This window comes from Phocaeicola sp. RTP21198st1_B8_RTP21198_201120 (assembly GCF_040929485.1).
In the GTDB taxonomy this organism is placed as follows: domain Bacteria; phylum Bacteroidota; class Bacteroidia; order Bacteroidales; family Bacteroidaceae; genus Phocaeicola; species Phocaeicola dorei.
Genome location: NZ_JBCOCI010000001.1, coordinates 333,932 through 360,001, shown reverse-complemented (window position 1 = coordinate 360,001; position 26,070 = coordinate 333,932). Strand labels below are relative to the sequence as shown.

Genomic DNA, 26,070 nt, shown 5'->3' with positions numbered 1-26,070 from the left:
CCGTAGCGGAAGGCAAAAGGGTGGCCGAGCTTGATGCAGAGCTTAAAGTCTTGCTGAAACATTGGGAAGAAACAATCACTAAAGTACAGAAGGCTCCCAAACTGCCGGCATTAGTATACGAAGAGACCAGCCGCACGGTAGCCATGTTGCGCGATCTTTTCAATCCGTCTTATGAGAACATCTATGTGAACGATGAAACGGTGTTCCATGAGATTAAGGATTATGTATCACTTATCGCCCCTGAACGGGCCGAAATCGTAAAACTGTACAAAGGTCAGCTTCCCATATTCGACAACTTCGGTATTACCAAACAAATCAAATCCTCTTTCGGAAAAACCATTTCGTATAAGAGTGGAGCTTACCTGATTATTGAACACACAGAAGCGCTTCATGTAGTGGATGTCAATAGCGGAAACCGCTCCAAATCTGCCAACGGGCAGGAGGCTAACGCACTGGATGTAAACCTGGGTGCCGCCGACGAACTGGCACGCCAGTTAAGATTGCGTGATATGGGTGGCATTATCGTGGTTGACTTCATTGACATGAATCTAGCAGAGAACCGGCAGAAACTGTACGAACGTATGTGCCAAAACATGCAGAAAGACAGAGCAAAACATAACATTCTGCCCCTCAGTAAATTTGGATTGATGCAAATTACCCGCCAACGCGTGCGTCCTGCCATGGATGTCAACACCAATGAAACCTGCCCCACCTGCTTCGGGAAAGGTAGCATAAAGCCATCCATCCTTTTCACGGATACTTTGGAGAGTAAGATTGATTACCTAGTCAACAAATTGAAGATAAAGAGATTTACGCTGTACATCCATCCGTACATCGCAGCATACGTGAACCAGGGACTGGTTTCCCTGAAGCGCAAATGGCAAATGAAGTACGGATTCGGAATAAAGATTATCCCCGACCAAAGTCTGGCCTTCCTGCAATATCGGTTCACCGATGTTCACGGTGAGGAGATAGACATGAAAGAGGAAATTGAAATCAAGTAAAAGAAAAGGGAGTGATCGTGAGTCACTCCCTTTCTTTATTTCACTACTTTGGTATTCAAGGCTTGATTTCGAAATTCCACAAACTCGAACAACTTGTCACATTCTGCCGATTATAACTTGCCCAACCATCAACAAAACTGGCAAAACAACAGACCATCTGCTGCCTCTACTTTATTTGCCTTGCTTATAATCTTTCACTATTCCCTCCGCAATCCAATTTGCCAATGCCTGACGGTTATTCTTCAGAACCAGCCGCTGTTGGTCACGTTTGTTCCGGATATTTCCCAATTCCAGAAACACCGCTACAGGAGTAGTATTACGCAATACATACAAATTACGTTCACTCACCGTCCCGCGAAAACCACGGTTTGGCTGATGCTTATCATATTTCTTATCAAAGGTACGGTGCAAGTTGTTGGCCAACCGCTTGCCCTTTATACTCTTAGGAGCGTTATAAAAAAACACATCCGTCTGCTGTCCCTGGCTGCGACTGTCCACATGAATAAATACAGCTCGTTTGTAATTGCTCTTATCCTTCCGATATAGTTTATTCACCCAGTCACAACGTTGCTTCAAACGAGCCACCTGATTCAAGGGAATAGGGTCTCCCATGCAAGTTTCACGCTTACTGTTTGCCAGGACATGACCGTCACGAATACCATCCTTCTTATCTTGAATGATAATATGTACCTTCGCACCGCGTGACAACAACTCACGTGCCAACCGCAGAATAATATCGTATGCATACTCATCCTCATGCAACTGACGCCCCTGATAGATACCGATGGCCCCAGGATCAGGACCTCCGTGCCCACTCACCAAATAAAAACAAGCTCCGCTTAATTCATTAGATGTAATCTGATAGGTGGCATACTCCTTTCCAAATAAAGACTCTTTGCCGGTACGAGGCTTTTTCTTTGCCAGAAGCGGTGATAGAACAAAAAATAAAAATGTAACAAATAGTACCGATACCCTCATTGCCTGTTATTTTTCTCCCAACATTTCATCTATCTTCTTGCACAAAGAAGAAAATTCCTCTTCATTGTACAAACGGGTCAGCATGACAATCTTGCCCGCTTTGTCAATCAACACATTACGGGTGATACCCGCCTTACGATCCGCATATCTGGCAAAAATATCAGCCCCCGGATCAAGGGCCAACGGATAGGTCACGCCGGTACGTTTGGCAAAAGCCACTACAGTTTCCAAAGGTTCGTCCCGATCCACTCCAAAGAGAGCAAACGCTTTATTATCCTTATGTTTCAACCAGATATCTTTTTCAATAAAAGGCATCTCCTTTCGGCAAACTCCACACCAACTGGCAGTGAACTGAAGCATCACTACCTTGCCACGCAAATCAGAGAGTTTTACTTTCTGTCCGTCTGTCAGCTCCATTTCAAAATCGGGAGCCATATCCCCTACCTTTACTATATAACCAGCATTATCAGGAGTAACCTGTTGTGCCTTCACCGGCTGGCTCAGCAAACATGCGCAAACCAGCAACATCAGACTCATAAACTTCTTCATCGTTATTCTCTATTTTTATATATTCGCTACAAAGATAGGCTATTCCATCATTTTTTCGTAATTTTGCCACCCAAAATAACTACCAACTTATCAAGAAGATGAATATTTTTTGGGATACAATCACTCATTATAATGCGGGTACGTGGATTTATCAAGTTATTATTACCCTTACCGGCATTATTTTAACCTGTTCTCTATTCAAAAAACCTACAAAAAAAATAAAGGTAGCAATGAAGTTATACCTTATATTCTTGAATGTATGGATAGCTGCCGTGTATTACATGATTTATTGTGAACCAAGAAGTTATAACAGTGCTTTGGCAGGATTTTGGGGAATCATGGCCATCTTCTGGATTTATGACCTGAAAGTAAACTACACCCCTTTTGATCGGACTCACAAACATACCGCACTAGCCGTCCTGCTTTGTATGTTGCCACTGGCCTATCCACTCTTCTCCATTATAAGGGGGATGAGCTTTCCCATGATGACCTCACCTGTAATGCCTTGTTCGGTAGCGGTTTTCACCATCGGACTGCTGCTGGCATTTTCCAAACGAGTCAATATCTTTCTCGTCATGTTTCTCTGCCACTGGGCGCTGATCGGTTTCACCAAAACTTACTTTTTCCATATTCCCGAAGATTTTCTGCTGGCAAGTTCGGCTGTACCAGGACTTTATCTGTTCTTTAAAGAATACACAGCTTCCCATCTGCATACTTCTACCCTTTTCCGTGCCCGTATGATTAATCTCGCCTTAATTATTGCTTGCGGTGCAATCGGTGTACTGTTCATGATATCTATGGTATGCGAACTGGCTCAAGAACAGGCTTTATCGAAATAAAAACACGTCTTAATGAGGTACTTTGCAAAATCTTTCGTATTTTTGCCAACAAATTGAGTTAATGTTTTAACAGGATGAACGTATTAGAACTAAGTGAACAGGAGATTATCAGACGAAACAGTCTGAATGAATTGCGCGCTATGGGCATCGAGCCATACCCCGCAGCTGAGTATGTAACCAATGCATTTTCTACAGATATAAAAGCTGAGTTCAAAGATGATGAGGAACCTCGCAAAGTATCGGTAGCCGGACGTATGATGAGCCGCCGTGTGATGGGTAAAGCTTCATTCATCGAATTACAAGACTCAAAAGGCCGTATCCAGGTATATATCACTCGTGACGACATCTGTCCGGATGAAAATAAAGAATTGTACAACACAGTGTTCAAACGTCTGCTGGACCTTGGTGACTTCGTCGGTATAGAAGGATTCGTATTCAGAACCCAGATGGGTGAAATCAGTATCCACGCTAAAAAACTGACCGTACTGTCCAAGTCTATCAAACCACTTCCTATTGTAAAATATAAGGATGGAGTCGCTTACGATAAGTTTGAAGATCCCGAACTGCGTTACCGCCAGCGTTATGTGGATTTAGCCGTAAACGAGGAGGTAAAAGACATCTTCATCAAACGCAGCAAGGTATTCAGCTCTATGCGTGAATATTTCAACTCAAAAGGTTATATGGAAGTAGAAACTCCGATTCTGCAATCCATTGCCGGCGGAGCAGCCGCACGTCCGTTCATTACTCATCACAACGCACTGGACATGCCGCTGTATATGCGCATCGCCAGCGAATTGTACTTGAAAAGACTTATCGTAGGTGGTTTCGAAGGTGTGTATGAAATAGGCAAGAACTTCCGTAACGAAGGAATGGACCGCACACACAATCCGGAATTCACCTGCATGGAAATATATGTTGCCTACAAGGACTATAACTGGATGATGGAGTTTACAGAAAAGATGATTGAAAAAATCTGTCTGGATGTAAATGGAACCACTCAGGTAAAGGTAGGCGACAACATTATTGATTTCAAAGCCCCGTACAAGCGTGTCACTATGCTGGATTCCATCAAGGAACACACCGGCTATGACCTGACAGGCATGAACGAAGAACAGATACGCGAAGTTTGTCAGAAACTGAACATGGAAATTGACGATACAATGGGTAAAGGCAAGCTGATTGATGAAATCTTCGGAGAATTCTGTGAAGGTACTTACATCCAGCCTACTTTCATCACCGACTATCCGAAAGAAATGTCTCCGCTGACAAAAATACACCGCAGCAATCCGGATTTGACAGAGCGCTTCGAACTGATGGTAAACGGCAAGGAACTGTGTAACGCATACTCTGAACTGAATGACCCTATTGATCAGTTGGAACGCTTCGAAGAACAAATGAGACTGAGCGAAAAGGGAGATGACGAAGCGATGATTATTGACAAGGACTTTGTCCGTGCGTTGGAATATGGTATGCCCCCCACTTCGGGGATGGGTATCGGTATGGACCGTCTGACGATGCTGATGACCGGGCAGTCTACCATTCAGGAAGTATTGTTCTTCCCCCAGATGCGTCCCGAAAAGGTTACTCCGAAAGACACTCCTGCCAAATTTATGGAATTGGGAATTTCAGAAGACTGGGTTCCTGTCATTCAGAAAGCAGGCTATAACCTGGTGAGCGATATGAAAGAAGTGAATCCGCAGAAGTTGCATATGGACATTTGCGGAATCAACAAAAAATATAAATTGGAACTGACCAATCCTACGGTGGACGAAGTTGCCGGATGGATTGCGAAAATTGAGAATTGAGAATTTAAAGATTGAGAATTATTCCAATTGTCAATTATCCATCATAAATAATAAGCATGAAATTGCCCGGTAAAATAGCGATAATGGGTGGTGGTAGCTGGGCCACGGCTATTGCAAAAATAGTCTTGGCTCAGGCTGAATCAATCAACTGGTATATGCGCCGCGATGACCGAATTGAAGAATTCAAGCGTTTGGGACATAATCCGGCTTATCTGACAAGTGTGCGCTTTGAAATAAAGAACATCAACTTTTCATCAGATATTAACAAGGTGGTAAAGGAATCGGATACTCTGATATTTGTTACCCCCTCTCCTTATCTGAAAAGCCACCTGAAAAAGCTGAAAACCAAAATAAAGGACAAGTTCATTGTCACTGCTATCAAAGGTATTGTCCCTGACGAGAACCTGATTGTTTCCGATTATTTTCACCAGGTATACGGTGTTCCCGAAGAGAATATAGCCGTCATCGCCGGTCCGTGCCATGCAGAGGAAGTAGCCTTGGAGCGTCTTTCTTACCTTACTATCGGATGTAAAGACATTGACAAGGCGAAAATATTTGCCCGCCAACTGGCCGGACATTATATAAAAACTTCTGTAAGCCCGGATGTGGCAGGTATAGAATATGCTTCTGTGTTGAAGAATATTTATGCCATCGCCGCCGGAATTTGCAGCGGTCTGAAATATGGAGACAACTTCCAGGCCGTATTAATATCGAATGCCATTCAGGAAATGAACCGCTTCCTGAATACCGTACATCCCGTAGAACGTTCTATTGACGATTCCGCCTATCTGGGTGACCTGTTGGTAACGTCTTATTCCAATTTCAGCCGGAACCGCGTATTCGGAACCATGATTGGTAAAGGTTATTCCGTAAAAAGCGCACAGATAGAAATGGAAATGATTGCCGAAGGATACTACGGAACGAAATGTATCAAGGAGTTAAACAAGCACTTGCACGTGAACATGCCTATCGTAGATGCCGTATATAATATTTTATATGAGCGCATCTCGCCCATGATTGAGATTAAATTATTAACTGATTCATTCAGATAAAATATCAGATACAATGAAGAATATTAGTTTAAACATCGACAAAGTAGCCGGTTTTGCTTCTAAGGAAACAATCGCTGCTTACGAACCTCAGGTGAAAGCCTGCATGGAAACATTGGAAAACGGTACAGGTAAAGGTAATGACTTCTTGGGTTGGTTGCACTTGCCATCGTCTATAACAGCCGAACATTTGGCTGACTTGAAAGCTACTGCCCAGGTTCTGCGCGACAACTGTGAAGTAGTAGTAGTAGCAGGTATCGGTGGAAGCTATCTGGGAGCACGGGCCGTAATCGAAGCTTTATCCAATAGTTTCCAATGGTTGAAAGCAAAACAAAACGGACCCGTCATCGTATTTGCAGGCCACAATATCGGCGAAGATTATTTGTTCGAATTAACTGAATACCTGAAAGGTAAAAAGTTCGGTGTAATTAATATTTCCAAATCTGGTACTACTACGGAAACCGCTTTGGCTTTCCGTTTGCTGAAAAAACAGTGTGAAGACCAGCTTGGAAAGGAAATGGCGAAGAAAGTGATTGTTGCCGTTACAGATGCCAAGAAAGGTGCTGCACGTGTTACAGCAGATAAAGAAGGATATCAGACTTTCATTATCCCCGATAATGTAGGTGGCCGTTTCTCTGTCTTGACTCCGGTAGGTTTGTTGCCTATCGCAGTGGCAGGTTTCGACATCGAAAAATTAGTGGAAGGCGCACGCACAATGGAAACAGTATGTGGGCCGGCTACTCCGTTTGCCGAAAACCCTGCTGCCGTTTATGCCGCTACCCGCAATGAATTGTATAAAAACGGCAAGAAGATTGAGATTTTGGTAAACTTCAATCCCAAACTGCACTATATGAACGAATGGTGGAAACAATTGTACGGTGAATCCGAAGGCAAGGACGGTAAAGGTATTTATCCGTCTGCCGTCGACTTCTCTACCGACCTCCATTCTATGGGACAGTGGATTCAGGAAGGTGAACGTACTATCTTCGAAACAGTTATCTCTATCGAAAAGCCGGAACATACACTTCAAGTTCCTTCGGACAGCGAAAATTTGGATGGCTTGAATTTCCTGGCAGGAAAGCGTGTGGACGAAGTGAACAAGATGGCAGAACTGGGAACTCAGCTGGCACACGTTGACGGTGGCGTACCCAATATGCGACTGATTGTGCCCGAGCTGAATGAATACTATCTGGGAGAAATCATCTATTTCTTTGAAAAAGCTTGTGGTATCAGCGGTTATTTGCTGGGAGTAAATCCGTTCAACCAACCGGGCGTGGAAGCATACAAGAAAAATATGTTTGCTTTGTTGAACAAACCGGGATACGAAGAAGAGTCTAAAGCCATCCAAGCTAGATTATAATCGTCAAGAACCTATAAAGAATGCCATTTATCAATGTCATTCTGAATGACAGTGAAGAATCTGAAAGCATCCACCAAGTGCTTGCAGATTCTTCACTTTGTTCCAATCCAACGGTCACAACCGTTGGAAGTAATAATTATACATTTATTCTATGTTTAAAGAAGCGATAAATAACTATCTTCATGCTCATGGATACGAATCCATCGACCTGAAAGCCGTATTATTCGATATGGACGGAGTGCTGTTCGACTCCATGCCCAACCATGCTGAAGCATGGCATAAAATAATGAAACGCTTCGGTTTCGGCCTCAGCCGAGAAGAAGCTTATATGCACGAAGGGCGTACCGGTGCATCTACGATCAATATAGTAAGTCGCCGGGAGCGTGGGCATGATGCTACAGAAGAAGAAATAAAAGCCATCTACCAAGCCAAAACTGAAGAATTCAACAAATGCCCCAAAGCAGAACGAATGCCCGGCGCACTGGAAGTATTGACTAAAATAAAGAGCGAAGGACTGACTCCGATGGTAGTGACCGGTTCGGGACAAACTTCGTTATTAGACCGGTTAAATCATAATTTTCCGGGCATCTTCCAAGCAGACTTAATGGTTACCGCCTTTGATGTGAAATATGGGAAACCAAATCCGGAACCGTATCTGATAGCCCTAAAGAAAGGCGGCTTCAAACCCAATGAAGCGTTAGTAATAGAAAATGCACCACTAGGTGTACAGGCGGGAGTTGCCGCCGGTATTTTTACTATCGCCGTGAATACAGGACCATTGCACGACAATGTATTACTGAATGAAGGAGCGAATTTACTTTTTCATTCCATGCCCGACTTCAATAAAAATTGGGAAACACTACAATCTGCATTAAAACAAGATTAAATTTTGCAAGAATTCTTCACAATCAATAAAAAAGAGCTCCTTGCTTTCACCTAGATGAAAAACAAGGAGCCCATATTATATAAAAAATCACAGCCTATCAAAATACCTGAACCTACTTTAAAACTTTGCGTAACCAAGGAATAACCAGTTCGTTTTTAAAATAATGAGAAGGGGGATCTACATTGACCGTTTCGAAATAGGTCTTTGAATCCAGTCCTTCATCAAGGTGCTCCACATCTTTTCTAACTGCCTTATCAGCAAACTTCGGATAATGATGAAACTCCGCATTTTCCGGTTTTCCACTAGCAGCATAAGCAGATTGCACCAAACGGAAATCACGGTCCAACCCTCCCTCTGTAAAAATGATAGGACGAGGAGCTAATGACGCAACAACATCTGGAAAATTAAAATACCTCCAATAACCAGGTATCAGATGACGGATAGAATTTGGAAAAGGACGCCTGTTTTCCTTGTCAGGTTTAGTCATCACAACGGCACGTTCTTGAGTCTGGCATAGAAAATCATTGTACACAAAAGCATAAATGTCCTTATCCAACACCCCCAAGACCATCATCGGTTCTGTACCTAATGAGAATCCGCTAATCACAATCCTGTCCTTTCGGATATAAGACTGGTCTTTCATCCAATTCAGCACTTGCATATCCAGATAAGAAGTATACCCTAGCCAACTCCATCCCAGTTCAAGCAAAAAACGGGAAACAACATCATAGTCATAATTCCATCCTTTATCATAACATTCCAAATCGGAGGCTTCTCCGGCAGCGGCATTATCCACCGCTACCGCCACATAACCTTCTTTAACCATATTCAAAGCCATACTTACTTTGGGATTATTATAATCCTCAGTTAACTTATCACAGATGCCGGGCTCACCGGCCAATCCTTCTTTAGTCCTTCCGGAACCCGGAATGCACAAGACTCCGGGTACTGCACCCTTCAAATGTTCCGGTTTCAAAACCAGAAAAGTGGAAACTGACTTTGGAAAAGGATAGAACTCCCATTTCTCTAAAATATATCCCTCTTTTTTTTCCGTTTTCACACAGACAGGAGACGGTTGTCCCTTTATCTCGGGAAACTTCATGATCTCCACCATTGCAGCACGCACTCCATCCTGCCATTGCGTAAAATCCTGTGCGGACATACCGGAACGGTAAGCATATTGGGGATGTGTATCTTTCAACATCTCATGCACAATGGCATAAGTACTTAGTAACCGTCCATCCCCACGATCTGATTTCACAACTGCATGCTTCTCAGGTTGGTAATTCTGAGAATTACCAACCATACATAAGCTGCATACAGATACTAAAAAGAGCAATCTTTTCATTATCATCATATTATCTCACTATTATTCATACCCCGGAGTCTGCTTGATTTCCGGATCTCCATTCAAAACTTCCACATTAACAGGCCACAACATCATATACGCCTTATCCTCTGTTAATATAGGCAATGAACTTCCATAATGCGCTTTAACAGAAAAGACAAAAGGTTTTCCGTTGGAATCACGTAAACGCAATAAATCAAACCAGCGGCTTCCCTCACCTACAAACTCTTTATCACGTTCCTGCAAAATAGCCCACTCATTATCCGCATAATCTCCTGCGATATATTTATGTTGTTCAAATTTATCACCATAAGCACGCTTACGTACCTCATTTATATATGCAGCACATTTATCCGGAGCTCCCAACCCGTTTTCACACTCGGCCAGCATCAACAAAACATCAGCATATCTATATACCGGTACATCTGAATCATAATAATGAGTTCCTCCATCCGTATGTCCCATCAGTTTTTTCCAACAAGCGCCACGAGTCTTTCCTTCGAACATATATTGAAAGAAAGTAGCATCCAAACGAGTATCTTCCTTATCATAAATCTCGATAAACGGCACTTTATACTCATAACGTAATGGTCCGGCTGTCAATAGCTTCAACGGATCCGGACCATATTTATTTCCATCCAAGTCCGTAGCATTGGTAAACAAGGCTACATTATAGAACCAGTTCGCCCCCCAATTGGTCAATTCATTCTTATTAAAACACAGAGCGAAAATAATCTCTTTATTCTTCTTCCCCTCCGGAGTCCATAAATCCGCAAAGTTTGGAAGCAGTTCGAATTGTTGGTTCACCAAATTCAATAAAGCCTTCTTTGCTGTCAACAAGTCACTGTTATTAGGATCTACGGCAGTCAGAGTAGCTATATGATCCCCTGCAATATCATCATCGGGTAATCCTGTAGTGACTTTGGCAGACCACATATATATCTTGGCCTTCAAAAGTTCCGTTGCATAATAAGACCATTCATATTGGTCGGACATCTTCTTATCCGACTCATTGAAGAAAGCTTCGGATTTATTAATATCTTCTTTGATAAACTCTAACGTTTCCTCCGGAGTAGAACGAGCCTTATATAATTGCGTAATATCAATGCTACCCTCGGTAACTTTCGGTTCCGTCTCTAACGGCACACCACCAAATGTTCGATAAAGATAGAAATAGTAATATGCACGCAAGCCATAAGCCTGTCCCAAATAAAATGATTTCTCCATTCCAGTCATATAATCAATTTCTTTATCTACATTTCTGATAAACAAATTTATATGCATGATATTTGGGTACACCTCATACCAATCATCGACACCGGTATTATCTTTCGTAAGCAGATTATTAGTCATAGGCGGACCATATACCCCCTCACCCATAGAAGTAACATCACTTATCAGAATCTCACTTCTGAACTCTCCCAATGTGACAGGCATCTGATATTTATCTCTTAAATCGGCATGAATACCAGTCATAAACATTTCTACCTGAGACTTCTGATTCCAAAAATCATTAGAGCCATAATAATCTTCAGGAGACAGGTCCAACGCATCACAAGCAGACAATACCATCATCCCACTCAACAATATGCTATAAAATATTTTCTTCATAATCCTTCCTATTTATTAGAATGTAACATTTAAACCCAAAACAACTGTTCTAGGGAGGGGATATCCTCCATTCTGACTGACACCATATTCGGGGGTCGCCATATTTTTGGCTGCTGTAATATATCCCAAATTCTGTGCTGTTACAGAAACATCCACCTTGCTCAAACCGGATTTATGAATCCAACTCTGAGGCAAGGAATACGACAGGCTTATTTCACGAAAAGCCAAATAATCGCCACGATAACAATTAATGTCCGATATTCTGTCATAATTACGTTTGCCTAAAAAGTCAGCCCATCCATACACCGGATATTTTCCATTCGGATTACTTTCCGACCAGGAATCTTTAACCAAAGATATGGTATTAAATGTTCCCTGCATATTACCCATAATCCAAGGAGTTTTCCAATCATGCACCCAATAGCCTAAAGCATAATCCAGACGGCAGTTCAAAGTTAATCCTTTCCATGAAGTATTAATGTTAAAGCCTCCGGTCCAATGAGGTATCGTATTACCCAATTTCACCCGGTCATAATCATCAATTACACCATCCCCATTCACATCCTGCCATTTCACATCACCAGCCTGTATAGGCAGTCCTTTCTCCTTTTCGGCATCCGACAATTTAGCCCAAGCTTCAGGTCCATAGAGCACTTTGGCATCTGCTCCATTTTCCGTATAAGTGGATCTGTCTATCAGATTACCTGGAATCTCACTCTCACTCTTATAAATACCAAGAGATTTAAAGGCGTAAATCACACCATATTCCTGTCCTTCCTGATAACCACCCACCCATTGTCTTTCATAGGTACCATCTGCCAGCTTGCGTCCCGTATAAACCTGATAGGCATCCTGCATATTATTCGGCAATCCATTGTACGGTAATGAGATAATCTTATTCTTATTATAAGCGGTATTCATACTAACTGTAAATTTCCAATCTTTGGCACGCAAAACATTGGCAGTCAGTTCTAACTCCATACCTTGGTTTTGTACTTCTCCATTGTTAGAAAGGAAAGAAGAAACTCCGCTATGGGAAGGCAGGGTGATTTCTGCAAATTTATCCTGTGTACGTCTATTATAATAGGTGAAGTTCAAGATATATTTGTTATTCAGAAAACCAATATCGAAACCTGTCTCGAATGTGTACGATTTTTCCCATCTCATGGTGGGATTAGGCAAATCGTTTATCATCAAAGGAACTTTGCCATTATAGTTGGGTACTATTTTACCATCTTTATCTTTCATAATACCATAAGAGCCTTGAACCGTATAATAATCAAGTCCTGTCACTACATTACCATTAGCATCCAGTACACCAGACACATTTCCATTGGCACCGTAACTAGCACGAATTTTAGCATAAGAAAGTACATTGCTACAAGACTCCATAAAATTCTCTCTACTCAATACCCAACCGGCTGATATACCGGGAAAGGTTCCCCAACGGTTATCTTTTGGCAGCTTGGAGTATCCATCGCGACGTAAAACAAGGCTCAGCAAATACTTGGACTTATAATCATAATTCACTCTACCAAAGAATGAAAGAATGCGTTGTCTGTAATGCCAGGAATCTATTTGCCGCACTCCGGCAGCAGTCGAAGTATAATTCAAATCCTGAAAATCAGATAATGGAGATCCATAACCGGACGCCGAAAAACCTTTCTTGTATGAGTCATAATATTCTACGCCTGCCATCGCATCTATAGAATGATCTTGCCGGAATGTAGTCTGATAATTCAAGATTCCATTGTAAGTCTGGTCCAAAAGTCGTTCATGCTTGTTGGAAGTACTATGATTAGTGTCATACACCGGTCCTGTAGCTACAATATAGTCCCCTTTGAAGAACTCTCTGCTGTCATCAAAATAAAACCAAGTTCCTGTGGTCTTGAATGTCAACCCTTTCATTATATTAAAGGTAAAAGACTGACTCAAATTAAACTTGTCTGTATTATTATCATAGTTCAATGCATCCTCATACACTTTCACTGTGGTCCAGCCACGGGCATAAGAAGCCACGGCAGGGCCTGCCAACCAATCGCCATCCGGACTTTTCACACGGAATGTAGGAGGAACGGACAAGGTAGTACTGAAAAAATCACCTTCACCGGCATATCCTGCACCACCATCGTCCCATTTTGCATCGGTAAATGTCAAAGAAGAATTAGAAGTAAGCCAAGGCTTAATTTTATAATCTGCATTGATCGTGAAATTCAAACGGTGATACCAGTTGTTCATCGCATTTCCTTCGCTGCGATTATAGCCTAGGCTTGCATAATAATGTCCCTTATCATTGCCGCCGGATACGCTCAAGTTATAATCCTGAGTAATAGCCGGAGATTTGATATTATAATCTTTCAGCTGATTATCACAATAAATCAATTTTTGTCCCGGATTCACCGGGTCATCCATTGTCTGCCAACCTTGTTTTAACAGGAAAGCCAGATCATCTGTATAATTCATAACACCCCATACGGCTGTATTGTCCTTATTGCCATTAAGTACATTCCCTTTTTCATCAAAATATCTGTTTCCTGTTCCGTAAGGCTGTGTTCCGGATAAAGTCGCATCACTGGCAAATCCATGCCAAGCGCCCGATTTATCCTGCCATATATGCGAAGACCGATAAAATGCTGAACGCATATAATACAAATAATCATGAGCATTCAAAAACTCATACTGGCTATGGAAAAAATTGAAACCGACTTTCGCACTCAAATTTATTTCCGTATGTCCTTCCGAACCTCTTTTAGTAGTAACAAGAATTACACCATTGGAAGCACGCGCACCGTAAATAGCTGTAGCACCAGCATCTTTCATGACCTCCAAAGACTCGATATCCTCCGGATTCACATCACTCAACGACTCGCGTACAGCACCATCGATAATAACCAAAGGTGAACCGCTACCATCCAGATTGGTACCACCACGAAGTACCAAAGTAGGAGTGGAATTCGGATTACCACTAGTTTGCTGCACCCTTAATCCTGCCACTGCACCAGACAGTGCTTGCGCCGGATTAGTATGGACACCCGTACTTAAAGTAGAATTATCAACTTTAGCAATAGAATTAGTCATCTTGGAACGAAGTTGTGTGCCCCCATAACCTGTTATCACCACTTCATCCAAAGTCTTATTGTCTTCCTGCAGTTGAACATTCAAAAACGGCTTTTTCCCTACAACCATTTCTTGAGTCAGATAACCGATATAAGAAAAGACCAAAGACGCTTTTTCACTTACCATTAACGTAAACTGGCCGTCTATATCAGTTATGGTACCATTGGTAGTACCTTTCTCTATAATATTAGCCCCAATAATTGCTTCTCCTTTGGCATCGGTCACTATACCTTTGACAGTCACTTTCTCTTGTTGCATAACAATGGGAGGCGTTTCTTCTCTAGAAATGGCCTTACGAATTATTACTTGTCTGTCACGGATATGATATTCCAAATCAGTACCGGCAAACATTTGTTTCAGTACCTCCTCTATTGTTTTATTCCGTACATCCACATTGACACGACGAGACAAATCAATATCTGTACGATATATAAAAATAAATTGACTATTCTTTTCTACCCAATTAATCACACTCTTCAAAGTCTGGTTCTCCATAGAAACGGTAAAGCTAGTTTGTTCCGCATAACTCATTTCCGCAAAAGCCTCTTCATAACTTGTAAATGTTAAAATCATGGCTAAACTCATACATTTTGTGAATTTAGGCATGAGTTTTATTCTATTCGTGTATTTTTTCATATATTTGATTGTTTTTTCTATTTATTTCAAGGTAAATAATTAAACAACGATTCAGTGACCAGATAGTACGGCAAATACTGTCTGGTTTTCTTTTTTTTACATTCTTCTTTTATTCCATAGGCTAAAGTGTTTTAAGGTTCAACAATTCTCATTTAAGGCTCACATAGATTTCATCTTTATCATTTATTGTATAATGCAATGATAATGAAAGACATAAATTATCCATAACATCGGTAATGTCTGTTTGAAGATCCAGTTTTCCTGACAATGACAAGGTAGTAATCTCCGCATCATACCGTATTTTACACCCATAATACCGCTCAAGTTTCTTCAAAACATCTCCTACGGGTCTTTGATGAAGCAGCAATAAATTATCCTTCCAACTGATGTATTCGGACACATCAACCTTACGTACCTGCGTTTTATTACCTTTAATATCCACCAATTGATTAGGTGCTAATCTTACTTTGCTCTTATTCTCAGTAGTTACTTCCACGCTTCCATGTACTAAAACAACAGATGAAGCCTCATCTTCCCTATAGGCACAGACATTAAACGAAGTACCCAGTACGCGTATATCAAACTCTCTTGTTTTGACAACAAATGGGCAATCCTTCCTTTTGGCTACATCCAGATAAACCTCCCCCTCTACCAGGATTTCACGTTTCTGTTCTTCAAAAATATCCGGATATATCACTTTACTACCTGAATTTATATAAATTCTAGTACCATCAGAAAAAGTAATATCAGCTCTTTTCCCATTAGGAACCATTATCTGGTGCATTTCATTCTTTACAGATGAAGCCTGGGATATTTTAGTATTTAATGCATACTGCTGAATATTCGAACTTCCTAAAGTATCATATTTTAAAGAAGCATCATTTTTCAGATTCATAGCTTGGTTATCTGTTATCAGAATCACCTCATCACCGCAAATGGAAGTCGTGTCATTCAGCAATGCTATATCAAGCTCCGTACCCTCATCAGCATTGGTACTCCACCAGTTCATAGCTAAAATCAAACCAATCGCTGCCGCTATCGACAAAGACCACCTATAAATATGACGTCTGTAGGAAACCCTCTTTTCCCTTTCTACTCGTTTCATCACGTCCTGAAAAGATTTTTCCACATCAACAAATTCCAATTCATCTGCTTCCCGAATCTTCTCAGTCAGGCATCGAACTGTTTTACGAAATTCATCTGAATTATATATTGTTTTTTTATTTTTCATCGAAATACCTTTTTATTAAGAAAACGGCACCCGATAAAAAAGGTACTCATAAAAAAGAAAAGAAATCACACTTTTCTTTGCATGAGTCTTCGTAAGACCAATAGATAAACCTTATATGACAAATAAAAAAACTTATTCATCACACAAATATCACTTCATGAAAACATGCCCAAATGATAAAACAACAACAATTAACTACTCGCTAAATCAAGAGAAGTGAAAAGCCCAAACACTACGCACAGGCACATGAACACAATGCACCAAGATACTGAAAATCCAAATGGTTGAAACAGAGAAAAAGAATTCACGCAAACGTGCCAATGTACGCGACAAAAGATTCTTGCTTGATTGAGGATTCATACCTAAGATAGCGGATATTTCCTGATGGCTCAATTCCTTTACATAATATAAATACAGAATTTCACGCTGACGACCAGAAAGACGTGAAATTGCCTTAGCCAGCCTCCTTTCATTCTTCACATCCACATCATCTTTCTTAAATAAAGAATTTATTATTTCTTCACCCATCGGAAAAAACTCATGGCATTCTTCAATCACTTCCATTGGACGTAAAGACTGAAACGCATCCAGCAATTTATTTCTAAAAGAACAAAGCAAATACGCCTTTACATTATCAGTATAATGCAAATTCCTACAATTTAAAATCAACTTGACGAACAGATTCTGTATGGTATCGGCAACCAGCTCTCTGTCACCTACCATACGAATTCCATAGGAATACAATAACGAATAATAGCGTCGATAAACTTCTTCAAATGCCGCCGTTTCTCCTTTAATGAAAGATTCCCAAAGTTTAGTTTCATCATGTGTTCTATCAACCATAATACTAGCTCCTTAAAAACTTATTGAGCTTGCTCAGAGTTAAACTTAACAAGAAGGCAATATAAGAGATGAATCATGTAATGGACTCATCCCTTACTTTATAATACCTACATATTATTCAAACAGTTTACTGCGCGACAACATACAGGCACCGATAATCCCGGCTCTTTCTTTCAATTTAGATTCTACAATAACAGAATCACGGTTCATCAAGTTCAGTGTATATTTTCGAATAGCTGTAGTGATGGGTTGTGTCAAATAATCACCTGTACGTGACAATGCACCACCAATAATGACTAGCTCCGGATTGAATATATTAATAAGTCCCGCTACATGGCGGCCTAATTTCACTCCAATTTCTTCCACCAGTTCAATACACAGCAAATCTTCCTTATTTACCGCATCAATGATATCATCCAAGGTCAAATCTTCCAAATTTTTCTTGGTATTGGAGATAATAGAGTTCTCACCATTATTAATATGTTCCAACAGAATACGATGCAAAGCAGCCCCCGAAACTTCCGTTTCTATGCATCCTTTTTTCCCACAATGGCAGATAATCTCATTCTCATATCCAAAATTATGCCCGAATTCGCCAGAGAAACCGGATTTTCCTTTATAAATCTTTCCATCAATGATAATTCCCATACCCAATCCCCAACTGACATTGATAAAGATGATATTCTTCTCACCTTTCACAACACCTTGCATATACTCACCGTAAATCATAGCACGGGTGTCGTTGTCAATAGAAACACGATAACCACCCACCTTTTCTGATATGACATCCGTCAACGGGCGCTCATCAAAATTGAATATACTGTAACTATATCCCAAATCCGGATTCACACGCCCGGAAAGATTTACATTAATATTTAATATCTTATCTTTCTCAACACTGACTTTTTGAAGAAAATGTTTAATCAACTTACACAATTCGTCTAAACTCTCAGGGGTATTCTTCGCTTTAAAAGGAACATTCATTTTTAGCTGAACTACATCTCCTTTAAAATTTATCAACCCTAAGTTAATGGAAAACTGACGCACTTCAACACCTACAAAATACCCGGAATCTGCATTCAAACCATACAAACTGGGATGTCTTCCCCCACTGGTTTCCAGCTTTCCATAGTCGTTAATGTAACCTTCCTCACACATTTCATCGATGAATTTTGTAACTGTAGGCACACTTAAATCCATCTCTCTTGCTAAATCAGTAATCGTAGAGCTTCCATTATAAATATAATGGGTAATGATTTTCTTCTTCATCACAGCCATCTTTGAGCCCTTTTCAATTTCTTTCAACAAATTCTCACCCATAATAAAATATTCCGTTAATGTCCACAAATATAGTTATTTTTTTATGAAATCAAATCACATTTAAAGAGAATTTTCAAAAAATATTTTAGAAGATGTAAGCAAATTATCATTTTTTGTAACAATCCCACTTTCCAGATACATTTAAATAATATTTCCTAGTCGTTTATTCATCTTTCTATTTATTAAAAGAGTGATTATTAATAAATAAATTTAGTTTTTACTTGTTGTTTTCATAAATCATTTATATATTTGCACGCAACATGATTAAGTAATATAAAATATTCATTTCAAATAAATTAAAGGCTATGGAAAAGATTCACGGATTAATTGATGCACCTTTTACCCCATTTTATGAGAACGGAGAAGTAAATTATGAACCTATTGAAGCCTATTGCCAACTATTGGTTAGAAACGGACTTCAAGGCGTATTTATCAATGGTTCTTCCGGAGAAGGCTATATGCTGACAGAAGACGAACGCATGAAACTGGCTGAACGCTGGATGGAAGTAGCACCCGAAGGATTCAAAGTCATTGTCCATGTAGGAAGCACTTGTGTAAAATCAAGCAAACGTCTGGCAGAACACGCTCAGAAAATCGGAGCATGGGGTATCGGAGCAATGGCACCTCCTTTCCCCAAAGTAGGACGCATTGAAGAATTGGTGAAATACTGCGAAGAAATAGCATGCGGCGCTCCTGCACTTCCTTTCTATTTTTATCACATCCCAGCTTTCAACGGAGCATTCCTCTCAATGGTAGCATTCTTGGAAGCCGTAGACGGTCGCATTCCTAATTTCGCCGGTATCAAATATACTTTCGAAAGCCTGTATGAATACAACCAATGCCGTTTATATAAAAATGGCAAATTTGACATGTTGCACGGCCAGGATGAAACGATCCTTCCTTGTCTGGCTATGGGCGGTGCACAGGGCGGTATCGGTGGAACAACCAACTATAACGGCAAAGAACTCACAGGTATTATCGAAGCATGGAAAGCCGGTGATCTGGAACTGGCACGCGAACGCCAGAATTTCGCACAGGAAGTTATCAATGTCATCTGTCACTATCGTGGAAACATCGTTGGCGGTAAACGCATCATGAAACTGATCGGGCTGGATTTAGGAAAGAACCGGACTCCGTTCCAGAACATGACAGATGAGGAAGAAGCTGCCATGAAAGCCGAACTGGAAGCAATCAATTTCTTCGAAAGATGTAACAAATAAACCTGAACCACGATGTTTTCAATAGACTATATAAAAGAATGGTCGGAATCATACAAAACAGATCTGACCACCAATATCATGCCGTTTTGGCTGAAATACGGGCTGGACAAGGTCAATGGGGTATTTATACCTGCGTTGACCGAGACGGCAGCTTGATGGACACCACCAAATCAGTGTGGTTCCAAGGAAGATTTGCTTTTATCTGTTCCTATGCATATAATAATATAGAAAAGAACGAAGCATGGCTGGCGGCAGCCAAAAGTACAATAGACTTTATAGAAGCGCATTGTTTTGACTCTGACGGACGTATGTATTTCGAAGTGACTGCCGAAGGCACTCCTTTGCGCAAACGCCGTTATATTTTTTCGGAGTCATTCGCAGCCATCGCCATGTCGGAATATGCCATCGCATCCGGTGACCAGACGTATGCTGTAAAAGCATTAGACTTGTTCAAACGGATGCAGTATTTTATGGAAACACCAGGCATACTGGCTCCCAAATATCTGGATACCCTCCCGATGAAAGGACATTCCATTACCATGATTCTGATTAATGTGGCATCACGTATCCGTCAGGCTATTCAGGACGAAAGCTTCAATGGACAGATTGACGCCTCCATTGACCAGCTACGTAAAGACTTCATGCATCCTGAATTCAAGGCTTTGCTTGAAACAGTAGGTCCCAACGGAGAATTCATTGACAGCAACATGGGCCGCACCATCAATCCGGGACATTGTATTGAGACAGCCTGGTTTCTGCTGGAAGAAGCCAAATACCGTAACTGGGACAAAGACATTACAGAACTGGCCCTCACTATCCTCGACTGGTCTTGGGAGTGGGGATGGGACAAAGAATTCGGAGGTATCATCAACTTCAAAGACTGCAAGAACCTTCCGCCACAGGATTATTCCCAAGACATGAAATTCTGGTGGCCTCAGACAGAGGCTGTCATCGCTACTTTGTATGCATATTTAGCAACCGGAAATGAAAAATACCTTGACATGCACAAACAAATCAGCGATTGGACATACGCCCATTTTCCTGATAAAGAGTGTGGAGAATGGTTTGGATATCTCCATCGTGACGGCACGCCTGCACAAATGGCCAAGGGTAACCTATTCAAAGGCCCGTTCCACATTCCAAGAATGATGATCAAGGGCTATACATTGTGCAAGGAAATACTCGACAACAAAAAATCACATTTATAAAGCCCTTTATCTATTAGCATGAAAAACAGTAAAATTTATCCTTGGGTTGTAGTAGGATTATTATGGGGTGTCGCCCTGTTGAATTACATGGACCGGCAAATGCTATCCACAATGAGAGATGCCATGGCGGTGGATATCACCGAGCTTCAATCAGCTGCCAATTTTGGGCGACTGATGGGAGTTTTTCTTTGGATATATGGCTGTATGAGCCCTATAGCCGGAATGGTGGGCGACCGCATGAACCGCAAATGGCTTATTGTTGGCAGTTTGTTTGTATGGTCGGCCGTCACTTATCTGATGGGAATAGCCGACACTTATAATGAAGTCTTTTTCCTTCGCGCCTTGATGGGAATCAGCGAAGCGCTCTATATTCCTGCCGGATTATCACTGATCGCCGACTATCACTCCGATAAGTCACGTTCATTAGCTATCGGTATTCACATGACCGGGCTCTACACCGGGCAGGCCATCGGAGGTTTCGGCGCTACAGTAGCCGCCGCTTTTTCCTGGCATACAACCTTTCATTGGTTCGGCATCGCCGGCATTGCATACGCCGTAATTTTGATGCTTTTTCTACATGAAAAGAAGGATAGAATACAAATTGAACAAATAAATTCACCTTCCGGTAAAGAAAAAAGCAATTTATTGAAGGGATTATCATTACTTTTCAGTAATATTGCATTCTGGGTGATTCTGCTATATTTCGCAGCCCCCAGTTTACCGGGATGGGCAACCAAAAACTGGTTACCTACCTTGTTCGCCGAGAACCTGAATATACCGATGTCACAAGCCGGCCCCATGTCGACTATCACCATCGCACTATCCTCGTTCATTGGTGTAATTATTGGTGGAACCTTATCCGATAAGTGGGTGCAAAGAAATATAAAAGGACGTGTGTACACGGGTGCCATCGGCTTGGGACTTACTATTCCATCCCTGCTTTTACTAGGGTTCGGCCATAGTTTCGTAGCCGTTGTGGGAGCTGGATTATTATTCGGTATCGGTTATGGTATCTTCGATGCCAACAATATGCCGATTCTATGCCAGTTCGTATCATCCAAACACCGTGCTACCGCCTATGGTATCATGAATATGACAGGCGTGTTTGCGGGAGCAGCCATTACCGAAGTCTTGGGAAAGTGGACAGACGGAGGTAAGTTGGGACTGGGATTTGCCATGTTGGCCATCATTGTTGCAATAGCATTGGTCGTACAGTTGACATTCCTCCGTCCTAAAACGGATAATATGGAATAACCCGTATAGTTAACTTAACACTTAAAACTTAAAAAAAGAAAGAACCATGAGAGTAATTATCGAACCTGATTACCAAGCGCTGTCACAATGGGCGGCAAACTATGTAGCTAGTAAAATCAATGCGGCAAATCCGACTCCTGAAAAACCTTTTGTTTTAGGTTGTCCTACAGGATCTTCACCGCTGGGCATGTACAAGGCACTGATAGAACTGAACAAGCAGGGAAAAGTATCTTTCCAGAATGTCGTTACTTTCAATATGGACGAATATGTAGGCTTACCTGAAGATCATCCTGAAAGCTACCATACATTTATGTGGAAAAACTTTTTTAACCACATTGATATAAAGAAAGAAAATGTACATATACTAAACGGAAATGCCGAAGACCTGGAAGCAGAATGCGCCAACTACGAAAAGCAAATAGCCGAAATCGGAGGCATCGACCTGTTTATGGGAGGTATCGGTCCCGACGGACATATCGCATTCAACGAACCGGGTTCATCTTTGTCTTCACGCACACGTATCAAAACATTGACTACAGATACAATCATTGCCAACTCACGTTTTTTTGACAATGACGTGAACAAAGTACCTAAAACTGCGTTAACAGTAGGTGTAGGGACTGTCCTTTCAGCTAAAGAAGTTCTGATTATCTGCAACGGACACAACAAAGCACGCGCTTTGCAACATGCCGTTGAAGGTGGTATCACACAAATGTGGACTATCAGCGCATTACAGATGCACCAACATGGCATCATTGTTTGTGACGAAGCCGCTACAGACGAACTGAAAGTCGGTACTTACAAATATTTCAAAGACATCGAAAAAGCTAATTTGTAATTTATGAGAACAAACCTAAGTTCGCAGATTTCTCTGAACAGAGTATCTCCGAAATATTATAAACCCGAAAATGCGGTGGAACGTTCTGTCTTAACCCGCTGCGAAAAAGTGCCTACCGACATCTATGAAACGATGGAAGAAGGCGTACAACAAATAGCCAATGAAATTACGGCAAAAATTCAGGAACGTCAGCGCGAAGGAAAGTTCTGCGTGATTGGTGCCGGAACCGGTGCTTCATTACGTCCGCTTTATGCCGAACTGGTCCGTAAACATAAAGATGAAGGACTAAGTTTCCGTAACGTAGTAATTTTCAATTTATATGAATATTACCCCTTGGCTTCCGAAGGGGCGGGAAGCAGTTTCTCACAACTGAACGATTTATTCCTCAGCCAAATCGATATTGACAAACAAAATGTATTCACCATCGACGGAACGATTCCGCAGGAAGCTGTTATCGAATACTGCCGCCTGTACGAACAACGTATCCAAACTTTTGGCGGTATAGATATCGTATTAATGGGCATTGGTCGTGAAGGCAATATTGCCATGAACGAACCGGGATCAAGCTTGAGCTCTCCTACCCGACTGATTTTGATTGACTCAACCTCGCGTGCTGAAGCTGCACACAACTTAGGAGTAGACAATCTTCCTCCCTGCTCCATCACCATGGGAGTGGCAACTATTATGGCTGCCCGGAAAATCTATTTGCTGGCATGGGGAGATGACAAAGCCGATATCATCAAGAAAGCGGTGGAAGACAAAGTAAGTGACACCTTACCCGCTTCTTATCTCCAAATGCACAACAATGCAAATGTTTGCATAGATCTGGCTGCAGCTTCTCACCTTACCCGTATCCAACGTCCGTGGCTGGTTACCAACTGTGAATGGAACGACAAACTAATCCGCAGTGCCATCGTATGGTTATGTATGCGTGTTAAAAAGCCGATTCTGAAGCTCACCAATAAAGATTATAATGAAAACGGATTGAGCGAACTGTTGGCACTTTACGGTTCTGCTTACAACGTAAATATCAAAATATTCAATGATCTGCAGCACACCATCACCGGATGGCCCGGCGGCAAGCCGAATGCAGACGACACCTATCGCCCCGAACGTGCGAAACCATTTCCAAAACGTGTGGTTGCTTTCTCTCCGCATCCGGATGACGATGTAATCTCAATGGGTGGAACTTTACGCCGTCTGGTTCAGCAAGGTCATGAGGTACACGTAGCATACGAAACTTCCGGAAACATTGCCGTAGGCGATGAAGAAGTAGTACGTTTCATGCACTTCATCAACGGTTTCAACCAGCTTTTTGATGAAAACTCCAACGAAACCATCAAAAACAAATATGCTGAAATCAAGAAATTCCTTGCCGCTAAGAAAGAAGGCGATATGGACAGCCGTGATATTCTGACCATCAAAGGATTGATTCGCCGTGGAGAAGCCCGTACCGCAAGCACTTACAATCAAATTCCACTGAACCGTGTTCATTTCCTCGATCTGCCTTTCTATGAAACCGGCAAGATTGAAAAGAATCCCATCAGTGAAGCCGATGTAGAAATTGTTTTGCAGTTATTACGTGAAGTAAAGCCCCATCAGATTTATGTAGCCGGTGACTTGGCTGACCCGCACGGAACCCATCGTGTCTGCACAGACGCAGTGCTTGCCGCTATTGACATCGAGAAAGAAGCCGGTGCCGAATGGTTGAAAGACTGTCGCATTTGGATGTATCGTGGCGCATGGGCGGAATGGGAAATTGAAAACATTGAAATGGCCGTACCGTTCAGTCCTGAAGAACTGCGTGCTAAACGTAACTCCATCTTAAAGCATCAGTCTCAGATGGAAAGCGCACCGTTCCTGGGCAATGACGAACGTCTGTTCTGGCAAAGAAGTGAAGACCGCAATCGGGGTACAGCCGCTTTGTATGACCAACTTGGTTTGGCATGTTATGAAGCAATGGAGGCCTTTGTGGAATACGTACCCCTATAATTTAAGAAACAACCTAACCTAATTTTATACTAACCTTTAACCAAAAAACCGAAAATCCCCGATGGATGTGATATCCTTCGGGGATTATTTTTAGATTTCCACTTATCTCAAACGATATCCGATAATCATCCTCACCACAGCTACCTGTTTCGAGAAACACACCCCCAACTACATTTCATAATTCATTAATCCCATAGCCAAACAAAGCAAAATCCCCCAGACAAGGGTCTTCGGGAAAAACCTCAGCCAAAGCCGCAGTAATAGTTCTCGCATTATTCAGCGTATAAGATTTACTTCGGGTCAGCTCCAATCTGAAAGCCATCTCACTGACATGCGTATCCAAAGGGATAATCAACTCACATGGAGAAAAATTCCTCCAGATTCCAAAATCCACTTCCGAATCGCGACGGATCATCCAGCGCAGGAACATATTCAATTTCTTTTGCGGCGCCTTATCCGACACTCCCAACAAACGACAAAGACGTTGCATCGGAGTTCCATCCGTTTCGCAAAGAAGAGCATCCTCCATACTCTCATACCTATTATATATAGTATGCAGCCAATAAAACAATTGTGCCATCTTATTTTTTGAAACCGTCCGATAGAACGACTCCTCACCACAGAAATCTATTTTCCAGTTTCCAGACAACACATACTGCAAAGGCTGCCGGTTCATTATAGAATCCAGTCGTTCTGCTGCCTTCAGTATCTGAGGGCGGGCTCCGAAACTAAGAAAAGCAGTAAGAAAAGCACTGATTTCAATATCCGCCTTAGAATGATAACGATGCGGAAACTGCACCGGATCAGAGGAAATGAAATCAGAGTTATGATACCGGACAGCATATTTCCGCAAAAAATCAGCAACAGCCATCTGGCCCTCATGGGTTTGCCGTTCTGTAATATAAGATATAAATTGCTCTTGTTCTTTCTTTCGGGTCATAAATAAAACGTTTATGATTTGTACACAAAGGTACATTAAAAT

At 41.6% G+C, this 26,070-nt stretch carries 19 protein-coding genes and 1 pseudogene; 11 read left to right on the top strand and 9 right to left on the bottom strand.

Translation table 11 applies throughout. The annotated features are described in order from the left end of the window. Positions 1-1,004, top strand: a 1,004-nt coding sequence (locus tag AB5935_RS01290; protein WP_368327313.1) for a ribonuclease E/G, incomplete at its 5' end; no start/stop codon positions are given. 171 nt (positions 1,005-1,175) lie between these two features. Here AB5935_RS01290 and AB5935_RS01285 read toward each other — a convergent pair. Then, positions 1,176-1,982: an N-acetylmuramoyl-L-alanine amidase gene (locus AB5935_RS01285; RefSeq protein ID WP_007832110.1), complete on the bottom strand. Its 807-nt coding sequence runs from the start codon at positions 1,980-1,982 to the stop codon at positions 1,176-1,178. Between the two features lie 6 nt (positions 1,983-1,988). Next, the gene (locus tag AB5935_RS01280) at positions 1,989-2,531 is read right to left on the bottom strand and encodes a TlpA family protein disulfide reductase (RefSeq protein WP_007832102.1); all 543 of its coding nucleotides are present in this window, start codon (positions 2,529-2,531) and stop codon (positions 1,989-1,991) included. A 98-nt stretch (positions 2,532-2,629) separates the two neighbouring features. Here AB5935_RS01280 and AB5935_RS01275 point away from each other — a divergent pair, with 98 nt between their 5' ends. The 5 genes from AB5935_RS01275 to AB5935_RS01255 all read left to right on the top strand — a co-directional run bounded on the left by AB5935_RS01275 (position 2,630) and on the right by AB5935_RS01255 (position 8,470). Next, positions 2,630-3,370, top strand: a complete 741-nt coding sequence (locus AB5935_RS01275; RefSeq protein ID WP_032950946.1) for a DUF6064 family protein — start codon at positions 2,630-2,632, stop codon at positions 3,368-3,370. A 74-nt stretch (positions 3,371-3,444) separates the two neighbouring features. Continuing rightward, on the top strand, positions 3,445-5,175 hold the full coding sequence (gene lysS, locus AB5935_RS01270) for a lysine--tRNA ligase (protein ID WP_038607452.1): 1,731 nt from the start codon (positions 3,445-3,447) through the stop codon (positions 5,173-5,175). A gap of 56 nt (positions 5,176-5,231) precedes the next feature. Beyond that, positions 5,232-6,227, top strand: coding sequence for an NAD(P)H-dependent glycerol-3-phosphate dehydrogenase (locus AB5935_RS01265; protein ID WP_007832089.1), 996 nt, complete (start codon positions 5,232-5,234; stop codon positions 6,225-6,227). 13 nt (positions 6,228-6,240) lie between these two features. Continuing rightward, the gene (locus tag AB5935_RS01260) at positions 6,241-7,584 is read left to right on the top strand and encodes a glucose-6-phosphate isomerase (RefSeq protein ID WP_038610573.1); all 1,344 of its coding nucleotides are present in this window, start codon (positions 6,241-6,243) and stop codon (positions 7,582-7,584) included. Positions 7,585-7,735: 151 nt separating this feature from the next. Next, the gene (locus tag AB5935_RS01255; RefSeq protein WP_007832083.1) at positions 7,736-8,470 is read left to right on the top strand and encodes an HAD family hydrolase; all 735 of its coding nucleotides are present in this window, start codon (positions 7,736-7,738) and stop codon (positions 8,468-8,470) included. Positions 8,471-8,582: 112 nt separating this feature from the next. On the opposite strand, the gene AB5935_RS01250 is transcribed toward AB5935_RS01255, so the two are convergent. The 6 genes from AB5935_RS01250 to AB5935_RS01225 all read right to left on the bottom strand — a co-directional run bounded on the left by AB5935_RS01250 (position 8,583) and on the right by AB5935_RS01225 (position 18,576). After that, a complete protein-coding gene (locus tag AB5935_RS01250) occupies positions 8,583-9,827 on the bottom strand; it encodes an alpha/beta hydrolase family protein (RefSeq protein ID WP_007840049.1) in 1,245 nt (414 codons plus the stop codon). A gap of 12 nt (positions 9,828-9,839) precedes the next feature. Further along, entirely contained in the window at positions 9,840-11,429 is a 1,590-nt protein-coding gene (locus tag AB5935_RS01245) for a RagB/SusD family nutrient uptake outer membrane protein (RefSeq protein ID WP_007832079.1), read from the bottom strand. Positions 11,430-11,444: 15 nt separating this feature from the next. Beyond that, entirely contained in the window at positions 11,445-15,182 is a 3,738-nt protein-coding gene (locus tag AB5935_RS01240) for a TonB-dependent receptor (protein ID WP_368327312.1), read from the bottom strand. A 148-nt stretch (positions 15,183-15,330) separates the two neighbouring features. Continuing rightward, entirely contained in the window at positions 15,331-16,413 is a 1,083-nt protein-coding gene (locus AB5935_RS01235) for a FecR family protein (RefSeq protein ID WP_007832075.1), read from the bottom strand. A gap of 207 nt (positions 16,414-16,620) precedes the next feature. Next, positions 16,621-17,256 (bottom strand): RNA polymerase sigma factor, encoded by a 636-nt coding sequence (locus tag AB5935_RS01230; protein WP_007840043.1) that lies wholly within the window; start codon positions 17,254-17,256, stop codon positions 16,621-16,623. Between the two features lie 114 nt (positions 17,257-17,370). Continuing rightward, positions 17,371-18,576, bottom strand: coding sequence for an ROK family transcriptional regulator (locus AB5935_RS01225; RefSeq protein WP_005851321.1), 1,206 nt, complete (start codon positions 18,574-18,576; stop codon positions 17,371-17,373). Between the two features lie 305 nt (positions 18,577-18,881). On the opposite strand from AB5935_RS01225, the gene AB5935_RS01220 reads away from it, so the two are divergent. The 5 genes and pseudogenes from AB5935_RS01220 (at position 18,882) to AB5935_RS01200 (ending at position 25,088) form a co-directional block, all read left to right on the top strand. Beyond that, a complete protein-coding gene (locus tag AB5935_RS01220) occupies positions 18,882-19,796 on the top strand; it encodes a dihydrodipicolinate synthase family protein (RefSeq protein WP_005839718.1) in 915 nt (304 codons plus the stop codon). Between the two features lie 12 nt (positions 19,797-19,808). Beyond that, positions 19,809-21,004, top strand: a pseudogene (locus AB5935_RS01215) (AGE family epimerase/isomerase). An 18-nt stretch (positions 21,005-21,022) separates the two neighbouring features. Continuing rightward, the gene (locus AB5935_RS01210) at positions 21,023-22,258 is read left to right on the top strand and encodes an MFS transporter (protein ID WP_007832066.1); all 1,236 of its coding nucleotides are present in this window, start codon (positions 21,023-21,025) and stop codon (positions 22,256-22,258) included. A 46-nt stretch (positions 22,259-22,304) separates the two neighbouring features. Continuing rightward, positions 22,305-23,096 (top strand): glucosamine-6-phosphate deaminase, encoded by a 792-nt coding sequence (gene nagB / locus AB5935_RS01205; RefSeq protein WP_007840041.1) that lies wholly within the window; start codon positions 22,305-22,307, stop codon positions 23,094-23,096. A gap of 3 nt (positions 23,097-23,099) precedes the next feature. Beyond that, positions 23,100-25,088, top strand: coding sequence for a glucosamine-6-phosphate deaminase (locus AB5935_RS01200; RefSeq protein WP_038610583.1), 1,989 nt, complete (start codon positions 23,100-23,102; stop codon positions 25,086-25,088). Positions 25,089-25,263: 175 nt separating this feature from the next. Here AB5935_RS01200 and AB5935_RS01195 read toward each other — a convergent pair whose 3' ends face one another. Then, on the bottom strand, positions 25,264-26,028 hold the full coding sequence (locus tag AB5935_RS01195) for a TIGR02757 family protein (RefSeq protein WP_038612475.1): 765 nt from the start codon (positions 26,026-26,028) through the stop codon (positions 25,264-25,266). Positions 26,029-26,070 lie beyond the last annotated feature (42 nt).

Excerpts from the sequence above, each read along its gene's own strand:
- AB5935_RS01285 (WP_007832110.1), bottom strand. The coding sequence starts at position 1,982 with ATGAGGGTATCGGTACTATTTGTTACATTTTTATTTTTTGTTCTATCA.
- AB5935_RS01280 (WP_007832102.1), bottom strand. The coding sequence starts at position 2,531 with ATGAAGAAGTTTATGAGTCTGATGTTGCTGGTTTGCGCATGTTTGCTG.
- AB5935_RS01275 (WP_032950946.1), top strand. The coding sequence starts at position 2,630 with ATGAATATTTTTTGGGATACAATCACTCATTATAATGCGGGTACGTGG.
- lysS (WP_038607452.1), top strand. The coding sequence starts at position 3,445 with ATGAACGTATTAGAACTAAGTGAACAGGAGATTATCAGACGAAACAGT.
- AB5935_RS01265 (WP_007832089.1), top strand. The coding sequence starts at position 5,232 with ATGAAATTGCCCGGTAAAATAGCGATAATGGGTGGTGGTAGCTGGGCC.
- AB5935_RS01260 (WP_038610573.1), top strand. The coding sequence starts at position 6,241 with ATGAAGAATATTAGTTTAAACATCGACAAAGTAGCCGGTTTTGCTTCT.
- AB5935_RS01255 (WP_007832083.1), top strand. The coding sequence starts at position 7,736 with ATGTTTAAAGAAGCGATAAATAACTATCTTCATGCTCATGGATACGAA.
- AB5935_RS01250 (WP_007840049.1), bottom strand. The coding sequence starts at position 9,827 with ATGATGATAATGAAAAGATTGCTCTTTTTAGTATCTGTATGCAGCTTA.
- AB5935_RS01245 (WP_007832079.1), bottom strand. The coding sequence starts at position 11,429 with ATGAAGAAAATATTTTATAGCATATTGTTGAGTGGGATGATGGTATTG.
- AB5935_RS01240 (WP_368327312.1), bottom strand. The coding sequence starts at position 15,182 with ATGAAAAAATACACGAATAGAATAAAACTCATGCCTAAATTCACAAAA.
- AB5935_RS01235 (WP_007832075.1), bottom strand. The coding sequence starts at position 16,413 with ATGAAAAATAAAAAAACAATATATAATTCAGATGAATTTCGTAAAACA.
- AB5935_RS01230 (WP_007840043.1), bottom strand. The coding sequence starts at position 17,256 with ATGGTTGATAGAACACATGATGAAACTAAACTTTGGGAATCTTTCATT.
- AB5935_RS01225 (WP_005851321.1), bottom strand. The coding sequence starts at position 18,576 with ATGGGTGAGAATTTGTTGAAAGAAATTGAAAAGGGCTCAAAGATGGCT.
- AB5935_RS01220 (WP_005839718.1), top strand. The coding sequence starts at position 18,882 with ATGGAAAAGATTCACGGATTAATTGATGCACCTTTTACCCCATTTTAT.
- AB5935_RS01210 (WP_007832066.1), top strand. The coding sequence starts at position 21,023 with ATGAAAAACAGTAAAATTTATCCTTGGGTTGTAGTAGGATTATTATGG.
- nagB (WP_007840041.1), top strand. The coding sequence starts at position 22,305 with ATGAGAGTAATTATCGAACCTGATTACCAAGCGCTGTCACAATGGGCG.
- AB5935_RS01200 (WP_038610583.1), top strand. The coding sequence starts at position 23,100 with ATGAGAACAAACCTAAGTTCGCAGATTTCTCTGAACAGAGTATCTCCG.
- AB5935_RS01195 (WP_038612475.1), bottom strand. The coding sequence starts at position 26,028 with ATGACCCGAAAGAAAGAACAAGAGCAATTTATATCTTATATTACAGAA.